This is a genomic window from Georgenia sp. SYP-B2076 (assembly GCF_003991205.1).
Classification (GTDB): domain Bacteria; phylum Actinomycetota; class Actinomycetes; order Actinomycetales; family Actinomycetaceae; genus Georgenia.
The window spans coordinates 139946-156825 of sequence record NZ_RXOZ01000022.1 but is presented as its reverse complement, the minus strand read 5'-3'; the positions used below and the strand labels follow the sequence as shown (position 1 = coordinate 156825).

Genomic DNA, 16880 nt, shown 5'->3' with positions numbered 1-16880 from the left:
TGTGGAGGAGGAGCCCGGTCGGTGGCACCGCGGTCAGCTGACCGGCGACTTCAGCCTGATCTTGGCGTTGTTCCACGTCAGTGCGTCGCCCGTCGGGTCGAGCCGAAGCATGACGGTCTTGGCGTAGTGGTTCTGCGCCGCACCCGGCATCTCCTCGGGAGGAGTGCGGAACTCGGCGTACTTCTCCTCGTAGGCGGCCATCGCCCGGTCGGCCTCGGCGCCCTCGACGACGGTGGCACGGGCAGGGAAGCCGACAGCGGCGAGCTCTTTCCACTTCTCGCCCGACTCCACGAGGAACCACGCCCGGTCGTCGTGCCGGATGCGCTTGACCTTGGCAGCGGACTCGGGCGAGCCGACGTAGACCTTGCCGTCCAGGTACGCGTACCAGACCGGGAGGCTGACCGGCGACCCATCGCGTCTCAGCGTCGTGATGATTCCCGTGTGGCCGTTCTGCAGAAACGTCTCCCGCTCCTCGGCACTGAGTCTGACACCCATGGTTCCACCTCTCTCTCGGCGCGGGTCACGCACCGAGAACCAACGTCGGAATCGTCATGACCATGGATGTCACGGATGGCCTAGCCAAACGACAGAACGTACGAAAGAGGGACACATGGAACAGGTTCGCGTCGAGCAGGTCATCGCGCACCCCGTTGCCGAGGTCTGGGCGGTTCTCTCCAGCTTCGGTGGGCTTCGCGGATGGATCCCCCGGCTGGAGAGCTGCAGCCTCGACGGTGCCGGTGTGGGGTCGGTGCGCACCGTCACGGTGGCGGGGTACACGGTGCAGGAACGGCTCGAGACGTGCGACCCCGCGGCCCACGTGATCTCCTACGCGGTCCTGCCGCCGCACCACTTCCCGGCCGACGACGTGGTCGGCACCACGCGCCTGACCGGGACGAGCGACGGCCGGACGAAGGTCGAGTGGTGGTGCGAGGCGAACGTCGTCGGCTCACGCGAGGAGTTCGTCGCAGTGGTCGAACGGCTGTACCGGGCGTCGATCCGCGGGCTCGACCGGTTCCTAGCCTCCTGACCAACGAGGGCGTCGCGGACGTGTCGCATACCGCTGCACGCCGGGCTCCGGGAAACCGGGTGACGCATAAAATCCAGGCACCAGCAATGACGCGGAGGCCCCCACGTGACCTATCTTCGACTCGATCAGCTCATCACCAAACCGACGAGCGTTCTGCATCAGCATGCCAGCCGCGTCGCTCTGGTCACTGACAGCGCCGAGTACACCTACGAGGAGCTCAACGAGCGCGCGAACAAGCTCGCCGGGAAGCTGCGCGAGCTGGGCCTGCAGCGAGGGGACCGCATCCTCGTCCTCATGCACAACCGGGTCGAGTGGTTCGACCTGTACTTCGCGGCGGCGAAGCTGTCGGCGGTCATCGTGCCGGCGAACTACATGTTCGTTCCGGCGGAGCTCGACTACCTGATCGAGGACTCCGGCGCCCGCTTCGTCATGTCCGAGAGCGGCCTGTGCGACAAGCTCGACCACCTCACCGAGCGCCCGGAGTTCGCCGGCGCGATGCTGGTCGTGGACGCGGACCGCCCCGGTTGGCTGCGGGTCGACGTCGAGACCTACCCGTTCAGCCCGGGGCTGGAGCTAGAGGACGGCGCGGGAATGGAGGAGCCGTTCCTCCTTCAGTACACCAGCGGCACGACGGGACGACCGAAGGCCGCCATCCACACCCAGGCCACGATCCTGTTCAACGTGCTCCAGCAGATCGGTGACTACGACATCACGGCCGAGGACACGTACGTGCTGATCGTGGCGCTCGCCTGGGTCGCCGGTTTCCACTCGTTCACCCTTGCGACATTCATGGTCGGAGGGCGTGTCGTTCTCCAGCCGAACCACGCGATCGACGCTGCGAGCCTGACGCGTGCGCTTGACCATCACCAGGCGACGATCAGCGGGCTCCCACCCGTCATCATCCGCAGGATGCTTGAGTTGGATGCGTTCACGCACGAGCGACTCGGCCGGCTCCGGATGGTGTTCACCGGCTCGGAGCCGGTGCCGGCAGAGCTGCTGTCGACGCTCGCCGATCGCCTCCCCGGCTGTGACGTGGTCCAGATATACGGCATGACCGAGGGGCCGTTCAGCGGCACCTACCTGCCCGCACGGAACGCCATCGCCAAGGTCGGGTCGGTGGGCAAGGGCGGGCTCATCAGCTATCTCAGGGTCGTCAACGTCGAGCTCGAGGACGTCGAGGTGGGCGAGGTGGGCGAGATCGTCGTGCGGTCCCCCGGGACCGCGACCGGCTACTGGCGGCGGCCGGAGGAGACAGCGGCGACCTTCGCCGACGGATGGTTCCGCACCGGTGACCTCGCGACGGTCGACGAGGACGGCTTCGTCTTCATCGCGGGACGCCGCAAGGACATGATCATCAGCGGCGGCCTGAACATCTACCCGGCCGAGCTCGAGCACGCGATCATGCGTCACCCCGCGGTGCGCGAGGTTGCGGTGGTCGGCTCGCCGGACGAGAAGTGGGGAGAGACGCCTACCGCGGTCGTGGTCCTCAAGGACCCGGTGAGCGAGGCCGAGCTCAGCGCCCACGCGCGCGAGAATCTCGCGAAGTTCAAGGTGCCCAAGAAGTGGGTCGTCCTCGACGAGCCGTTGCCCCGGACGGCGTCCGGGAAGCTCCAGAAGTTCAAGATCGTCGATCGGCTCACATCGGCATCCGAGGCGCCGGCACAGGCCTCCGACCGCATCGTGACCTGAGGGCTCCGCCGGATGCGTTCGGCTGTGGGCGGGAGAAGGAGAGACATGGTGCGAGTGTTCGACGACGTGGCGGCGTTCAGCGCGGCCGCCGGAGAGGTCCTGGGCACCAGCGACTGGGTCACGGTCACCCAGGACCTGGTGGACCAGTTCGCCGAGGCGACGGGTGACCGGCAGTGGATCCATGTGGACCCCGAGCGCGCCGCGTCCGGGCCCTTCGGGGGCACGGTCGCGCACGGCTTCCTCACGCTGGCGCTCGTCCCGGTGCTCATGCAGACGATCTACCGCATCGAGGATCTCGCGTTGGGCGTGAACTACGGCGCCGACAAGGTGCGTTTCCCCCAGGCGGTTCCGGTGGGCTCGAGGGTCCGAGCGTCGGCGACCCTCGACCGCGTGACGCCGAGCGGTCCCGGGATCCAGGCGCACATCGGCGTGGTCGTCGAGATCGAGGGCGCGGCCAAGCCGGCCTGCGTCGTCGAGGCCATCTTCATCCTGGCCGGCTCGTGAGCAGGACACGAGTGCGACCGCCCGGCTTCGACGAGGTCGTGCAGCTGCCCCAGGCCCTGCAGCGAGAGGTCCCGCCCGAGTACCTCGATGCGAACGACCACATGAACGTGCAGTACTACCTCGTGCTCGGGTCTCTCGGGCTGGAGCTGAGGTTCGGCCAGCTCGGGCTCGGTGTCCACAACATCCCGGAGCTCGGCCAGACCCAGTTCGTTGCCGAGCACCACCTGCGCTACCACGCGGAGCTGCGCGCAGGCACTCCCATCTCGGTTCACACGAGGCTGCTGGACCGCTCGGACCGTGCGCTCCACGCGATGGCATTCCTGCTCGACCGGACCAACAACCGCCTGGCATTCACGATGGAGCTGGTGGCGGTCCAGGTGGATGTCGCCACCCGTCGCGCCACCGCCTTCCCGCCGCGCGTCGAGGAGAGCATCGATCGCGCCCTCGCCGAGGACGCGGCGCTCGGGTGGCCGGCTCCGGTGAGCGGAGTGATGGGCATCCGCCGGTCCGACTGACGCCGCCGAGCGGGGCTCGCACAGGCAGGCTCCGCCGGCGATGCGTCCGCCCCGGCGGGCTCCGCCGGCGATGCGTCCGCCCCGGCGGTGCGGGCGCTCCATCGCGACCTGAGCAGGGAGTTGAGCGATGGGATCCACGACCGTCGAGCGTGCGGATTCGTTCTACCTGCCAGTCACCGAGGCCCAGGTCGTCCGCTCGGGCCGACGCATCGAGCTGGTCGAGGCGAAGCTCTGGGCCAACGGCCGACTCGCCGTCAGCGCGACGGCCTGGCGAATCCGCCGCGCCTCAGGGTCGTTACCCATCCAACGACTGGCGGTCGTCGCGGACTCGGTCAATGGCTTGTCGGCGGAGCTGCCGCTCTCCGACTGGACGTTCATCCCGCCCACGATGACGCTCACCCTCGGGCGGGCGCCCGCAGGCGAGTGGATCAACATCGTGGCGCGAACAGTGATCTCTGCCGGCGGCACGGCCGTTGCTTCCGGCGATCTTCATGACAGGGAGGGATTCGTCGGAACCGTCAGCCAGCCGCTCCTGGTGCGTCCGCGACGCCTGCGCGATTGACGCGGCCACCCCGTGCCTGCCCGTCCGCTCCGAGGCGCGGCTCAGAGCGGGTCAGGCAGCGAGCGGGGCTCGGCGAAGTCACCGGCGCGCTGCCGGAGCGCTGCGAGCGTCCGGACGAGTGTCTGCGTCTCGTCGTCGTCCAGGCCGGGCTGCTCGAAGACCTCGGCGTTGAGAGAGCGGGTCGCCGCCTCGACCAGTTCCCGACCGGCGTCCGTGAGCACGAGGATCGTCGCGCGGCCGTCGTGTGGGTGGGGCTCCCGACGCATCAGGCCGTCGTGCTCGAGTCGGCCTACCGTATTGGTCACGCTGGCCGGGTGGACCTGAAGCCGTGCGGTCGCGCTGGCCATCGGGAGGCGGCCCTCACGGGTGAAGGCGAGCAGGCGGAGCATCTCGAAGCGGGCGAAGCTCAGTGAGTGGGGTCTGAGCGCCTGGTCGATCCGCGCGAGCATGAGCTGCTGTGCCCTCATCACACTGGTGACGGCGGCCATCCCGTCCGCAGCGCGCTCCCAGCCGTGGGCTCGCCAATGTCGTCGGGCCTCCGCGATCGGGTCGACGGGGAGGGGTGGGCGTTGCACGATCGATCACTTCCTTCACGCATTCGTGCCTGGTCATGAGTGGCCGGGAGGTCAGACCCGCAGGATGAGGGCATCACCCTGGCCGCCGCCCCCGCAAAGGGCGGCGGCCCCGAGACCGCCGCCGCGGCGACGCAGCTCGAGGGCCAGGGTCAGGGCGAGACGAGCGCCTGACATGCCGACGGGATGACCGAGAGCGATCGCCCCGCCGTTGACATTGACGAGCTCGGGGTCGATGCCGAGCTCCCGGGTGGACGCGATCGTCACGCTCGCGAAGGCCTCGTTGATCTCGACGACGTCGAGGTCGGAGGGAGCGACACCCGCGTGGCTCGCGGCCTGTGCGATCGCGCGGGCCGGCTGATGCAGCAGAGAGGGGTCGGGTCCGGCCACGGTCGCAAACGACACGATCTCGGCGAGCCAGGGGATGCCGCGACGCTCGGCCTCGGCCTTGTCCATGACGACGACGGCTGCGGCACCGTCCGAGAGCTGTGACGCTGATCCCGCGGTGATGGTGCCGTCGGGTGCGAAGGCTGGACGGAGCGAGGCGAGTGACTCGGCGGTCGTCTGCGGACGAATACCCTCATCCTGTGCGACGGTCTGCTCGCTGCGACCGCGCCGTACCGTTACCGGCACGATCTCCTCAGCGAAGACACCACTGGCGGTAGCGGCAGCCGCGCGTGCGTGCGACCGTGCAGCAAGGTCGTCTTGCTCCTCGCGGGAGATCCCCAGGCCGGCCTGGTACTTCTCCGTCCCGGCCCCCATGCTGACGTGGTCGACTCCGCACACCAGGGCATCGCGGTCCAGCGCGTCGGCCAGTTCGCCCGCTCCGTACTTCACCCCTGTGCGCACGTGGGTGAGGTGTGGGGCGTTGGTCATCGACTCCGTCCCCCCAGCGATGACGGTGCGCGCAAGGCCTGCGCGCACGGCGAGGTCGGCATGGCCGATGGCGGTCATCCCGGACAGGCACAGCTTGTTGATCGACGTGGCCGGGACACTCAGCGGAACACCCGCGGAGATCGCCGAGAGACGCGCCGGGTTGGGGCCCACACCGGCCTGGACGACGTTGCCGAAGTAGACGGCCTCAGCGTCACCGGGTTCGATCCGTGCCCGATCGATGGCCGCGCTGATGGCGGCGCCCCCAAGGTCCGCGGCGCTGACGGAGGCCAGGGCGCCCAGCAGCTTGCCGATCGGTGTGCGCGCTCCGGCGACGATGACGCTGGCCATGCCTTCTCCTTCGTCGAGTGTGGCCCGCCGTCGATGGCCGGCCTGGGATGGTTTGACAACATAGTATGTACTTGACCTTCGTAGTATATAGTTGAGTGTCATAGTATCCTGCAGAGAGCCCCGAGCTCGCCCAACGAAGGGACCGCAGCATGACTCACACCACGACTCTGACCCGGGAACTCACCCATTTCATCGGTGGACGCCACGTCAGCGGCACGTCAGGTCGCTTCTCCGACGTGTTCGACCCCAGCACCGGAGAGGTGCAGGCCCGGGTGCCCCTCGCGAGCGCCGACGAGGTCGCCGCGGCCATCACGGTGAGCGAGGAGGCGCAGCGGGTCTGGGGGGCGTTCAACCCGCAGCGGCGCGCTCGCGTGCTCCTGAGGTTCCTTGACCTCATCGCCAAGGACACGCCGAGCCTCGCCCGGACCCTCTCCAGCGAGCACGGCAAGACGCTCGACGACGCCAAGGGGGACATCCAGCGTGGCGTCGAGGTCATCGAGTTCGCGGCCGGGGCGCCGCACCTCCTCAAGGGCGAGTACACGACGGGTGCCGGCACCGGCATCGACGTCTACAGCATGCGTCAGCCCCTCGGCGTCGTCGCCGGGATCACCCCGTTCAACTTCCCGGCGATGATCCCCCTGTGGAAGATGGGCCCGGCGCTGGCCGCCGGCAACGCCTTCATCCTCAAGCCGAGCGAACGCGACCCCTCCGTGCCCTTGCGCATCGCCGAGCTGTTCCTCGAGGCGGGCCTTCCCGAGGGTGTCCTCAACGTCGTCAACGGCGACAAGGAGGCGGTCGACGCGATCCTGCACGACGAGCGGGTCAGGGCAGTGGGGTTCGTGGGGTCGACCCCCATTGCGCAATACATCTACGCCACGGCGGCGGCGAACGGAAAGCGCGCCCAGTGCTTCGGCGGCGCCAAGAACCACATGGTAGTCATGCCGGACGCGGACCTGGACCAGGTCGCCGACGCGCTCATCGGAGCGGGCTACGGTTCGGCCGGCGAACGGTGCATGGCGATCTCGGTAGCCGTTCCCGTCGGCGAGGCCACAGCGGAGGCCCTGTCCGCCAAGCTCGTCGAGCGGGTTACGAACCTCACGGTCGGCCCGGCGCTCGCCGAGGGCGTCGACTACGGCCCGCTCGTCACGCGCGAGGCGGTCGACCGGGTCAGCGCAGCCATCCAGCAGGGCGTCGAGGAGGGCGCGACGCTCCTCGCCGACGGACGCGGGTACACCGTGCCCGGTCATGAGAGCGGCTTCTACCTGGGCCCCACCCTCTTCGACCACGTGACGACCGACATGACGATCTACCGGGAGGAGATCTTCGGCCCGGTGCTGACCATCGCGCGCGCTGCGGACTACGAGGAGGCGGTCGCGATGGTCAACGACCACCAGTACGGGAACGGCGTGGCGATCTTTACCCGTGATGGTGACGCCGCCCGGGACTTCTCCGCGCGGATCGATGTCGGCATGGTCGGGGTCAACGTGCCGATCCCCGTGCCGATCGCCTACCACACCTTCGGCGGCTGGAAGAAGTCCGGGTTCGGCGACCTCAATCAGCACGGTCCCGATGCCTTCCGCTTCTACACGAAGACGAAGACGGTCACGAGCCGCTGGCCCTCCGGGATCAAGGACGGCGCCAGCTTCGTCATCCCGACCATGGGCTGAACCGTGGACGCAACCATGACCGAGGAGCGCGGGGCGCTCGTGGCGGCGGTGCGCGACTTCGCGAAAACGGCGCTCGCACCGTACGCGAACGAGTGGGACGCCGAGAAGCACTTCCCCGTCGACACCCTGCGCCTGGCCGGCGAGATGGGCCTGGGCGGCGTGTACGTCCGCGAGGACGTCGGCGGGTCCGGTCTGAGCCGTTCGGACGCCGTCGCGATCTTCGAGGAGCTGGCACGCGGTGACACCGCCATCGCGGCGTACGTCTCCATCCACAACATGGTCGCCTGGATGATCGACCGCTTCGGCGACGAGGAGCAGCGTCACCGCTGGGTGCCGCGTCTCGTGACCATGGAGGATCTCGCCAGCTACTGCCTCACCGAGCCCGGGGCGGGCTCGGACGCGGCTGCGCTCACGACGTCCGCGCGCCGCGACGGCGACCACTACGTCATCAACGGCACGAAGCAGTTCATCTCGGGTGCCGGTGCCTCGGCCGTGTACCTCATCATGGCGCGTACCGGGGGCCCAGGCCCGAGCGGCATCAGCGCGATCGTCGTGCCGGCAGGGACCGCGGGGCTGAGCTTCGGGCCGAACGAGCGGAAGATGGGCTGGAACGCCCAGCCCACCCGGCAGGTCATCTTCGACGACGTCCGAGTGCCGGTGACCCACCGGCTCGGCGACGAGGGCGACGGCTTCAAGATGGCGATGAAGGGGCTCAACGGCGGCCGGGTCAACGTGGCTGCGGCCTCGCTCGGCGGCGCGCAGTGGGCGTTCGAGAAGGCCGCCCGCTACGTCCAAGAACGCGAGGCGTTCGGAGCGCCGTTGTCGGCGAACCAGAGCATCGTGTTCGGGCTCGCCGACATGGACACCGAGCTGCAGGCCGCGCGGCTCCTCCTGCAGCGGGCGGCGCAGAAGATGGATGACGCGGCGCCGGACGAGGCGGTGGCGTGTGCGACGGCGAAGCGGTTCGTCACCGACGTCGCCTTCCAGGTGGCCAACACGGCGCTGCAGATGCACGGCGGGTACGGGTACCTGCACGAGTACGGGATCGAGCGCGTCGTCCGCGACCTGCGGGTGCACCAGATCCTCGAGGGCACCAACGAGATCATGCGGGTGATCATCGGCCGCGAGGTGCTCCGCAACGCGAAGGGACGTCAATGAACGCGACCGACGACGCCGTACTCCTCGAGCGCCGAGGGGCGCTCGGGCTCATCACCCTCAACCGCCCGCGGGCGATCAACGCCCTGACCCACGAGATGGTCAGGCTCGTGTCCGATGCCCTCGACAGGTGGGAGCACGACGACGGCGTGCGGACCGTCGCCATCACCGGGGCCGGTGACCGTGGTCTGTGTGCCGGCGGTGACGTCGTCGCCCTCTACGAGGCGGCGACGGTCGGCCCGCCGGAGCCGGCCGTGGAGTTCTGGGCCGACGAGTACACGATGAACGCGCGGATCGCCGCGTACCCCAAGCCGGTCGTCGCCATCCAGGACGGGCTCGTGCTCGGAGGCGGGATCGGGATCTCGGCGCACGCCTCCCACCGCATCGTGACCGAGCGCTCGCGCCTCGGTTTCCCCGAGGTCACCATCGGCTTCGTCCCGGACGTCGGCGGCACGTGGCTGCTCTCGCGCTCGCCGGGCGAGCTCGGCACTCGGCTCGCCCTGACCGGCGCCCACGTCGGTGCGGCGGACGCGATCCTCGTCGGGCTGTCCGACCACTTCGTGCCGGCGGCGGACGTCGCAGCACTGCTCGGTCGGCTGGAGTCTGAGGAACCCGACTCCGCCGTCGCCGCGGTTCGAGCCGACCCGGGACCGGCACCGCTCGCGGCCGAGCGCGAGCTCACCGACCGCGTCTTCGCACGGACGACCGTCCCGGAGATCCTCAGCGCCCTCGGCACCGACGGCCCGGAACGGGCGATCCGCGAGACCATCGCGGCGAAGTCGCCCACCGCGCTCACCGTCACCCTCGAGGCGGTGCGCCGTGCCCGGGCACTGGACTCCCTCGAGGAGGCGCTGGAGCAGGAGTTCCGGGTCTCCACCAGGCACCTGACCACGCCGGACTTCACCGAGGGTATCCGCGCCCAGGTCGTCGACAAGGACCGTTCGCCGGCATGGCGTCCGGCGACGCTTGGTGACGTCACAGCGGACCTCGTGGAGACGTTCTTCCAGGAGTCCCCGTGGAGCTCGTTCCGCTCCGTCCGCGTCCCGTCAAAGGAGACCTCATGAAGATCGGATTCATCGGACTCGGCCACATGGGCGGTCCCATGGCCAAGAACCTGCGTGCCGCCGGACACGCGGTCCGCGGTTTCGACCTCTCCCCGGCCGCCCTCGACGCCGCTCGTGCGGCAGACATCGAGGTCGTGGAGTCGGCCGACGAGGCAGTGGCAGGGGCGCAGGTGGTCATCACCATGCTGCCCGCAGGCAGGCACGTCCTCGATCTCTACGCGGGCACCGACGCGCGCACCGGGATCCTCGGGGCCGCCCCTCCGGACACGCTGTTCATCGACTCCTCCACCATCGCGGTCGATGAGGCTCGGCGCGCGCACGACCTCGCCGTCGACGCCGGTCACCGCTTCCTCGACGCTCCCGTGTCGGGCGGCGTCGTGGGCGCTGAGAACGGGACCCTGGCGTTCATGGTCGGCGGGGACGAGGGTGACTTCGCCCAGGCGGTGCCGCTGCTCGAGAGCATGGGACGAAGGGTGGTCCACTGCGGCGGACCCGGCCTCGGGCAGGCCGCGAAGGTCTGCAACAACATGCTCCTGGCCGTCTCGCAGATCGCGGTCGCAGAGGCGTTCGTGCTCGGCGAGCGTCTCGGACTCACGCATCAGACGCTGTTCGACGTGGCGTCCAACGCGACGGGCCAGTGCTGGGCGCTCACCACGAACTGCCCGGTCCCGGGCCCGGTGCCGACCAGCCCGGCCAACCGTGACTTCCAGCCGGGGTTCGCCGGAGCGCTCATGGCGAAGGACCTCGGACTGGCTGACCAGGCGATCGAGCTCGCCGGTGTCGACGCGCGGATGGGACGCCTGGCTCGTGACATGTATGTCGCATACGCGGACGGTGAGGGTTCCGACCGAGATTTCTCCGGCATCATCCGATCAATCCGTGCACACAGCACCACGGCGACGCAGGGAGCTCAACGATGACCGCCTACACCACCATCCTCGTCGAGAAGCGGGGGCGCGTCGGGTGGATCACCCTCAACCGGCCCGAGGCCCTCAACGCTCTCGACGCGGCGTCGGTGGCCGACATCGTCGGGGCATCGACGGCCTTCGACGACGACCCCGACGTCGGGGCGATCGTCCTCACCGGCTCCGAGCGTGCGTTCGCTGCGGGAGCCGACATCAAGGAGATGGCCGACAAGCAGTACATCGACATGTTCCTCAACGACCCGTTCGTGCGCTGGGGCGACTTCGAGAAGCTGCGGACACCGGTCATCGCCGCCGTCGCCGGCTACGCCCTCGGAGGCGGCTGTGAGCTGGCGATGATGTGCGACATCATCCTGGCCGCCGACACGGCGAAGTTCGGCCAGCCCGAGATCAACCTCGGCGTCATCCCGGGCATCGGTGGCACGCAGCGCCTGCCGCGGGCGGTGGGCAAGTACAAGGCCGCTGAGCTGGTGCTGACCGGCCGGACGATGGACGCACACGAGGCCGAGCGCGCGGGGCTGGTGTCCCGCGTCGTGCCGGCCTCCGAGCTCCTCGAGGAAGCGGCGCGCGTCGCCGAGACGATCGCCGCAAAGTCCCTCCCCGTCGTCTACGCCGCAAAGAACGCACTCCAGGCGGCGCAGGGCACCACGCTGGAGGAGGGGCTCCGCCTCGAGAAGCAGGCGTTCGCCGCGACCTTCGCCCTCGCCGACCAGACCGAGGGCATGGCTGCCTTCAGCGGCAAGCGCGAGGCCGACTTCACCCACCGATGAGTGACGCGGTGACCTGAGCTCTCACAGGCCGCAGACCGGACTGTGCTCGACTGGAAGGAACGAAAGATGAAGATTGTCGTCCTCGTGAAGGAAGTGCCGGACACCTACGGTGACCGCAAGCTCGACCTGGAGACCGGACTCGCCAACCGGGCCGCAAGTGAGGCCGTGCTCGACGAGATCTGCGAGCGGGCCCTCGAGGTCGCGCTCTCGACGGCCGACTCGTCGGGGGATGTCGACGTCGTCCTCCTCACGATGGGTCCGGAGTCGGCGGTCACGACGATCCGTAAGGGACTCGCCATGGGTGCCAGCTCCGCGGTGCACATCGCCGACGAGTCACTGCTCGGAGCCGACCTCGGACTGACGTCCGAGGTGCTGGCAGCGGCACTGGAGCGGATCGGGTTCGACCTGGTGATCGCCGGCAACCTGTCGACGGACGGGTCAGGGTCGGCCGTGCCGGCGATGGTCGCCGAGCGGCTCGGAGTTCCTCATGTCACCGCCCTGTCGACCGTCGAGATCACCCCGGACGAGGTGCGTGGAGCTCGCGTCACGGAGAACGGCGTCGCCCAGGTGTCGGCCAAGCTCCCCGCGGTGGTCTCTATCACCGAGGCGCTGCCCGACGCCCGCTTCCCGAACTTCAAGGGCATCATGGGGGCGAAGAAGAAGCCTTACGAGATGCTCACGCCGGCCGACCTGGGCATCGCCCCCGAAGCCGCGGGCACTGGCCGCTCCATCGTCATCGCCCTGTCAGAGCGGCCACCGCGAGGGGCCGGCGTCAAAATCGTCGACGAAGGCGACGCGGGTTCGCAGCTCGCGGAGTTCCTCGTCGCCAACCGTCTCGCCTGAGGGGTAGACCCATGACGAACGCACAGCAGGCCCCTGTCCTCGTGCTGGTGGAGGTCACGCCCGATCTCGGGCTGGCCAAGAGCGCCGCTGGCCTCCTTGGGGCGGCCGCCGGCATCGGCGCCCCTGTCGCCGTGGTCGTTACCCCGCCCGGATCCCACGAGCGGGCCGCCCAGGCTGCGGCGGACCTCGGTGCGGTCCGGGTGCTCGTCCACGAGAGCGTCGACGCGACGTCGCTGCTCGGACGCCCCGTGACCGACGCCCTGTCCGCCGCGATCGACGTCGTCCAGCCGGACGCCGTCCTTATCTCGAACTCCGTCGACGGCCGAGACGTTGCCGGCGCGGTGGCTGCACGCCGCGGGCTCGGCATCGCTGTTGACGCAGTCGGTGTCTCTCGGGACGAGGAGGGGATCGTCGCACACCACTCGGTCTTCGGTGGCGCGTACAACGTCGACTCAGCGGTGACCTCGGGGACCTTTGTCGTCACCATCCGCCAGGGGGCCGTCGATGCGCGGGCGGAAGCCCGCCCGCTCGTGGTCGAGCAGCTCGACGTCGCTCCTTCGGCTCGCAGGGCGGCCCGGGTCGAGAGCTTCGACGAGGTCAAGGCCGTGTCTAGCCGGCCCGAGCTCCGCGGGGCGAAGAAGGTCGTCTCGGGTGGCCGCGGTCTCGGCTCGAAGGAGCAGTTCTCGCTGGTCGAGGAGCTCGCCGATGAGCTCGGAGCGGCCGTGGGAGCGTCTCGCGCTGCCGTCGACGCGGGCTACATCCCGCATGCGCACCAGGTGGGCCAGACGGGGGTCGCCGTCGCCCCCCAGCTCTACGTGGCACTCGGGATCTCGGGTGCGATCCAGCACCGGGCGGGCATGCAGACGGCGAAGTCGATCATCGCCGTGAACAAGGACGCGGACGCTCCCATCTTCCAGATCGCGGACTTCGGTGTTGTCGGCGACGTGTTCACCGTCGTTCCTCAGCTCATCGAGTCGCTGCGGGCACGGAAGGACTGACCGATGGCGACACAATCGCGAACCCGCCAAGGGTTGCCGCGCCGCACGGGGGGTGCGGCCTGGCCTGCGGCCACCGGTCCCGCGACGGCGCCCGACGGCGGGCACGCCGCGACGGTTGAACCGACCGCGGACGCCGTCACGGTTGGACCGACCGCGCACTCCGCTGCACCGGCCGCCGCGGCGGGCGGTGCTCCTGATCCGTCGAGCGCCCCGCCGCCCGGCCCGACCCGGACCCGCAGCGGGCTGCCCCGACGGCCCGGTGAGGGCAACGGGTCGCAGGCCTCCACCGCGCCGGCGGCAGCCGGGGCGCCTGCGTCCCCGACGGCGGCACCGGCGACCGCGGTCGCTGCCGGTGCCGCGGTCACGTCGACGGATGGGCCACCAGCTGCCGGACGTCGCCAGGGGCTACCACGCTCGACGCAGCCGGTTCCGCCTGTCTCCGCTTCAGCGGCTCCCGACGAGACGACGGCGGCCGCACCGGTCTCGGGACGCCGCGCAGGTCTCCCGCGACCCGGTGCAGCGCCCGCCGCCCCGGCTCGCGCTGAGGCGGTCCAGGCTCCCGCCGAGCCGCCGTCGACGAGGGAGCCCGGTCGCCGGTCGGGTCTCGCGCAGCAGTCCGGCGCGGCCCCGTCGACGAGCAGCACGCCCGCCATACGTCCGCCTGCGAGCGGCGCCGAACGTCGGCGTTACGGCCCGTACACGGCACCGCAGTGGGGTGCCGCAGCGGTCGTCACCGTCGTCGGGCTGGCGGTCGTCGCGACCTTGGCGGTCCTGCTCGGCCGCTGGTTGGTCAGTCTCGATGCCGTGGCCGACTTCCTCACGAGGTACCCGGGCGCCTATGAGCTCCCGGAGGCCGCACCCGTGGGTTTCCCGGGGTGGCTCGGGTGGCAGCACTTCTTCAACATGTTCCTCATCGTGCTGATCATCCGCAGCGGTCTGGGGGTCCGCCGCGAGCAGCGCCCGGCGGCGTACTGGACCCCACGCTGGAACAGCAGGGGCAAGATCAGTCTGCAGCTGTGGTTCCACCAGTCGCTCGACATCCTCTGGCTGGTCAACGGCGTCGTCTTCGTCGTGCTGCTGTTCGCGACCGGCCAGTGGATGCGCATCGTGCCCACCAGGTGGGAGGTGTTCCCCAACGCGGTGTCAGCGGGACTGCAGTACCTCTCGCTCTCATGGCCGACGGAGAGCGGCTGGGTGAACTACAACGGGCTGCAGCAGCTGGCCTACTTCACCACCGTCTTCATCGCGGCGCCGTTGGCCGCGATGAGTGGGGTGCGGATGTCCGGCATCTGGCCCAAGAACGCCCGGAAGCTCAACGCGCTGTACCGCGTGGAGTGGGCGCGAGCCGTCCACTTCCCGGTGATGCTCTACTTCGTCGCCTTCATCATCGGCCACGTCGCCATGGTCTTCGCGACCGGAGCCCTGCGGAACCTCAACCACATGTACGCCACCCAGGACGCGACGAACTGGACCGGGTTCTGGATCTTCCTCGGGTCGATGGTTCTCGTCGTGGCTGCGCTGGTGGCCGCGAGGCCGCTCGTCCTGGCCCCGGTCGCGAGGCTGTTCGGCAAGGTGAGCGCGCGCTGAGCACCGGCCGGCAATCCACCGGTCAGCAGACGAGGACGTCGGACTCGGGTGCGTCATGACGCGAGAGACAGTGAGGACGAGATGGTGAGGATCGGTTACAAGGCGTCGTCGGAGCAGTTCGGACCGTCCGAGCTGGCCGACTACGTCGTGCTGGCGGAGCAGGCCGGGTTCGAGTCCGCCTTCATCTCCGACCACTTCCAGCCCTGGCGACACGACGGCGGACATGCACCGGCCGCCCTGCCGTGGCTCGGGGCGGTCGGTGCACGGACCGAGCGGATCGTGCTGGGGACCTCGGTGCTCACGCCCACCTTCCGCTACCACCCGGCCGTCATCGCCCAGGCGTTCGCCACCCTTGGGTGCATGTACCCCGGACGCGTCATCCTCGGCGTGGGGAGCGGCGAGTCCCTCAACGAGGCCGCCCTCGGGATCGACTGGCCCGCCGGCAAGGAGCGACTAGCGCGCCTCCGTGAGGCGGTCAGCCTCATCCGTGAGCTGTGGGCGGGGGAGCGCGTGACCTTCGAGGGCGACTACTTCCGGACCGACAAGGCGACGATCTACGACCGACCGGACCGCCCCGTCCCCATCTACATCGGTGCCTCAGGACCGATCGCCACCCGCTTCGCGGGGAGCGAGGGAGACGGGTTCATCACGACATCGGGCAAGGCGCCGGAGCTCTACAGCGACAAGCTCCTGCCCGCGCTGCGGGAGGGTGCGGCACGTGCCGGACGATCCCTTAGCGACCTGGACATGCTCATGGAAGTCAAGGTGTCCTTCGACCCAGACCGTCGCAGAGCGCTGGGGGACACCCGCCACTGGGCGGCCCTCGCCCTCTCCCCCGAGGAGAAGACGGGGGTAGAGGACCCGATCGAGATGCAGCGGCTCTCCGATGCCCTGCCCATCGAGCGCGCAGCGTCGCGCTGGATCGTCTCGGATGATGCCGACGAGCACGTCGAGCAGATCCGTCGGTACGTCGACCTGGGCTTTCGGCACCTCGTGTTCCACGCCCCGGGTCCCGACCAGGCACGCTTCATCGAGCTCTACGGGGAGGAGGTGCTCCCCCGCCTGCGCAACATCGATGCTGCGTGAGGGCGGCTGCTCGGCGCTGCGGACGGGGGCGTGACCGCACAGAGCCGTCCCGGGCGAACGCGCCGGTGAGGTGCGCCGCCGAGGGGTAGACCACTGCACGACCGCCAGGCGTTTGTATGCACAGACCGCCTTGTGGACGAGTAGAACGACGAGAGTACGGCCTAGCTGTATACGACCTACACACAGGAGGGCTAGCGACGATGCCCACGCCCAGCTCGCTCCAGCGCCCCATGCTCATCGGCAAGATCCACCGCGCCACCGTGACGGCGGCCGACCTCCACTACGTCGGCTCCGTCACCGTCGACGCCGACCTGCTCGACGCCGCGAACCTGCTGCCGGGCCAGCAGGTCGACGTCGTAGACATCACCAACGGCGCTCGGCTCACCACCTACGCCATCCCGGGGGAGCGGGGCCAGGGCGAGGTGAAGATCAACGGCGCGGCTGCGCACCACATCCGTTCCGGCGACGTCGTCATCGTCATCGCGTACGGAATGCTCAGTGACGCCGACGCGCACAGCTACACGCCGTCCGTCGTCCTCGTCGACGCCGCGAACCGGGTGCTGGAGGTGGGGAGCGAACCCGGTCAGGTTCCGGACACTGGGGACGCGCTGCCGTTCCCGGTGCAGTCCAGCGGTGTGCCGTTCGAGGACGCGCGTGCCGGCATGTCGGCTGGTCGCTGACCAGCGGCCGGGGA

At 69.6% G+C, this 16880-nt stretch carries 18 protein-coding genes; 15 read left to right on the top strand and 3 right to left on the bottom strand.

Annotated features, from left to right (window positions below):
* Positions 1 to 33: 33 nt before the first annotated feature.
* Positions 34 to 495, bottom strand: a complete 462-nt coding sequence (locus tag EJK16_RS10035) for a pyridoxamine 5'-phosphate oxidase family protein (RefSeq protein WP_127128866.1) — start codon at positions 493 to 495, stop codon at positions 34 to 36.
* A gap of 115 nt (positions 496 to 610) precedes the next feature.
* On the opposite strand from EJK16_RS10035, the gene EJK16_RS10030 reads away from it, so the two are divergent.
* From EJK16_RS10030 to EJK16_RS10010, 5 genes are all read left to right on the top strand, one after another.
* The gene (locus tag EJK16_RS10030; RefSeq protein ID WP_164737271.1) at positions 611 to 1027 is read left to right on the top strand and encodes an SRPBCC family protein; all 417 of its coding nucleotides are present in this window, start codon (positions 611 to 613) and stop codon (positions 1025 to 1027) included.
* A gap of 105 nt (positions 1028 to 1132) precedes the next feature.
* A complete protein-coding gene (locus tag EJK16_RS10025; protein ID WP_127128862.1) occupies positions 1133 to 2716 on the top strand; it encodes a class I adenylate-forming enzyme family protein in 1584 nt (527 codons plus the stop codon).
* A gap of 45 nt (positions 2717 to 2761) precedes the next feature.
* Positions 2762 to 3220, top strand: a complete 459-nt coding sequence (locus tag EJK16_RS10020; RefSeq protein ID WP_304999942.1) for a MaoC family dehydratase — start codon at positions 2762 to 2764, stop codon at positions 3218 to 3220.
* Positions 3217 to 3735 (top strand): thioesterase family protein, encoded by a 519-nt coding sequence (locus EJK16_RS10015; protein WP_127128860.1) that lies wholly within the window; start codon positions 3217 to 3219, stop codon positions 3733 to 3735. Before EJK16_RS10020 ends, EJK16_RS10015 begins: the two co-directional genes overlap by 4 nt.
* A gap of 127 nt (positions 3736 to 3862) precedes the next feature.
* Positions 3863 to 4297 carry an acyl-CoA thioesterase domain-containing protein gene (locus tag EJK16_RS10010; protein WP_127128858.1) on the top strand — a complete coding sequence of 145 codons (435 nt, stop codon included), beginning with the start codon at positions 3863 to 3865 and terminating at the stop codon, positions 4295 to 4297.
* Between the two features lie 41 nt (positions 4298 to 4338).
* Here the strand turns inward: EJK16_RS10010 and EJK16_RS10005 are convergent, their stop codons facing one another.
* Both EJK16_RS10005 and EJK16_RS10000 read right to left on the bottom strand, forming a co-directional pair.
* Positions 4339 to 4872, bottom strand: a complete 534-nt coding sequence (locus EJK16_RS10005; protein ID WP_240645926.1) for a MarR family winged helix-turn-helix transcriptional regulator — start codon at positions 4870 to 4872, stop codon at positions 4339 to 4341.
* A 51-nt stretch (positions 4873 to 4923) separates the two neighbouring features.
* A complete protein-coding gene (locus EJK16_RS10000; protein ID WP_127128854.1) occupies positions 4924 to 6093 on the bottom strand; it encodes an acetyl-CoA C-acyltransferase in 1170 nt (389 codons plus the stop codon).
* 167 nt (positions 6094 to 6260) lie between these two features.
* Between EJK16_RS10000 and EJK16_RS09995 the strand changes: the two genes are divergently transcribed.
* The 10 genes from EJK16_RS09995 (at position 6261) to panD (ending at position 16866) form a co-directional block, all read left to right on the top strand.
* A complete protein-coding gene (locus tag EJK16_RS09995; protein ID WP_127129295.1) occupies positions 6261 to 7760 on the top strand; it encodes a CoA-acylating methylmalonate-semialdehyde dehydrogenase in 1500 nt (499 codons plus the stop codon).
* A gap of 15 nt (positions 7761 to 7775) precedes the next feature.
* A complete protein-coding gene (locus EJK16_RS09990) occupies positions 7776 to 8918 on the top strand; it encodes an acyl-CoA dehydrogenase family protein (protein WP_127128852.1) in 1143 nt (380 codons plus the stop codon).
* Positions 8915 to 9979: an enoyl-CoA hydratase/isomerase family protein gene (locus tag EJK16_RS09985; RefSeq protein ID WP_127128850.1), complete on the top strand. Its 1065-nt coding sequence runs from the start codon at positions 8915 to 8917 to the stop codon at positions 9977 to 9979. Before EJK16_RS09990 ends, EJK16_RS09985 begins: the two co-directional genes overlap by 4 nt.
* On the top strand, positions 9976 to 10899 hold the full coding sequence (mmsB, locus tag EJK16_RS09980) for a 3-hydroxyisobutyrate dehydrogenase (RefSeq protein ID WP_127128848.1): 924 nt from the start codon (positions 9976 to 9978) through the stop codon (positions 10897 to 10899). The genes EJK16_RS09985 and mmsB overlap by 4 nt, the downstream gene beginning before the upstream one ends.
* Positions 10896 to 11672 carry an enoyl-CoA hydratase gene (locus EJK16_RS09975; protein ID WP_127128846.1) on the top strand — a complete coding sequence of 259 codons (777 nt, stop codon included), beginning with the start codon at positions 10896 to 10898 and terminating at the stop codon, positions 11670 to 11672. Before mmsB ends, EJK16_RS09975 begins: the two co-directional genes overlap by 4 nt.
* 66 nt (positions 11673 to 11738) lie before the next feature.
* Positions 11739 to 12515, top strand: coding sequence for an electron transfer flavoprotein subunit beta/FixA family protein (locus EJK16_RS09970; RefSeq protein WP_127128844.1), 777 nt, complete (start codon positions 11739 to 11741; stop codon positions 12513 to 12515).
* A gap of 11 nt (positions 12516 to 12526) precedes the next feature.
* Positions 12527 to 13513: an electron transfer flavoprotein subunit alpha/FixB family protein gene (locus EJK16_RS09965; RefSeq protein WP_127128842.1), complete on the top strand. Its 987-nt coding sequence runs from the start codon at positions 12527 to 12529 to the stop codon at positions 13511 to 13513.
* Between the two features lie 804 nt (positions 13514 to 14317).
* Entirely contained in the window at positions 14318 to 15100 is a 783-nt protein-coding gene (locus EJK16_RS20215) for a cytochrome b/b6 domain-containing protein (RefSeq protein ID WP_240645925.1), read from the top strand.
* An 81-nt stretch (positions 15101 to 15181) separates the two neighbouring features.
* A complete protein-coding gene (fgd, locus tag EJK16_RS09955) occupies positions 15182 to 16186 on the top strand; it encodes a glucose-6-phosphate dehydrogenase (coenzyme-F420) (protein WP_127128837.1) in 1005 nt (334 codons plus the stop codon).
* A 200-nt stretch (positions 16187 to 16386) separates the two neighbouring features.
* Positions 16387 to 16866, top strand: coding sequence for an aspartate 1-decarboxylase (panD, locus tag EJK16_RS09950; protein WP_127128835.1), 480 nt, complete (start codon positions 16387 to 16389; stop codon positions 16864 to 16866).
* Positions 16867 to 16880: the final 14 nt, after the last annotated feature.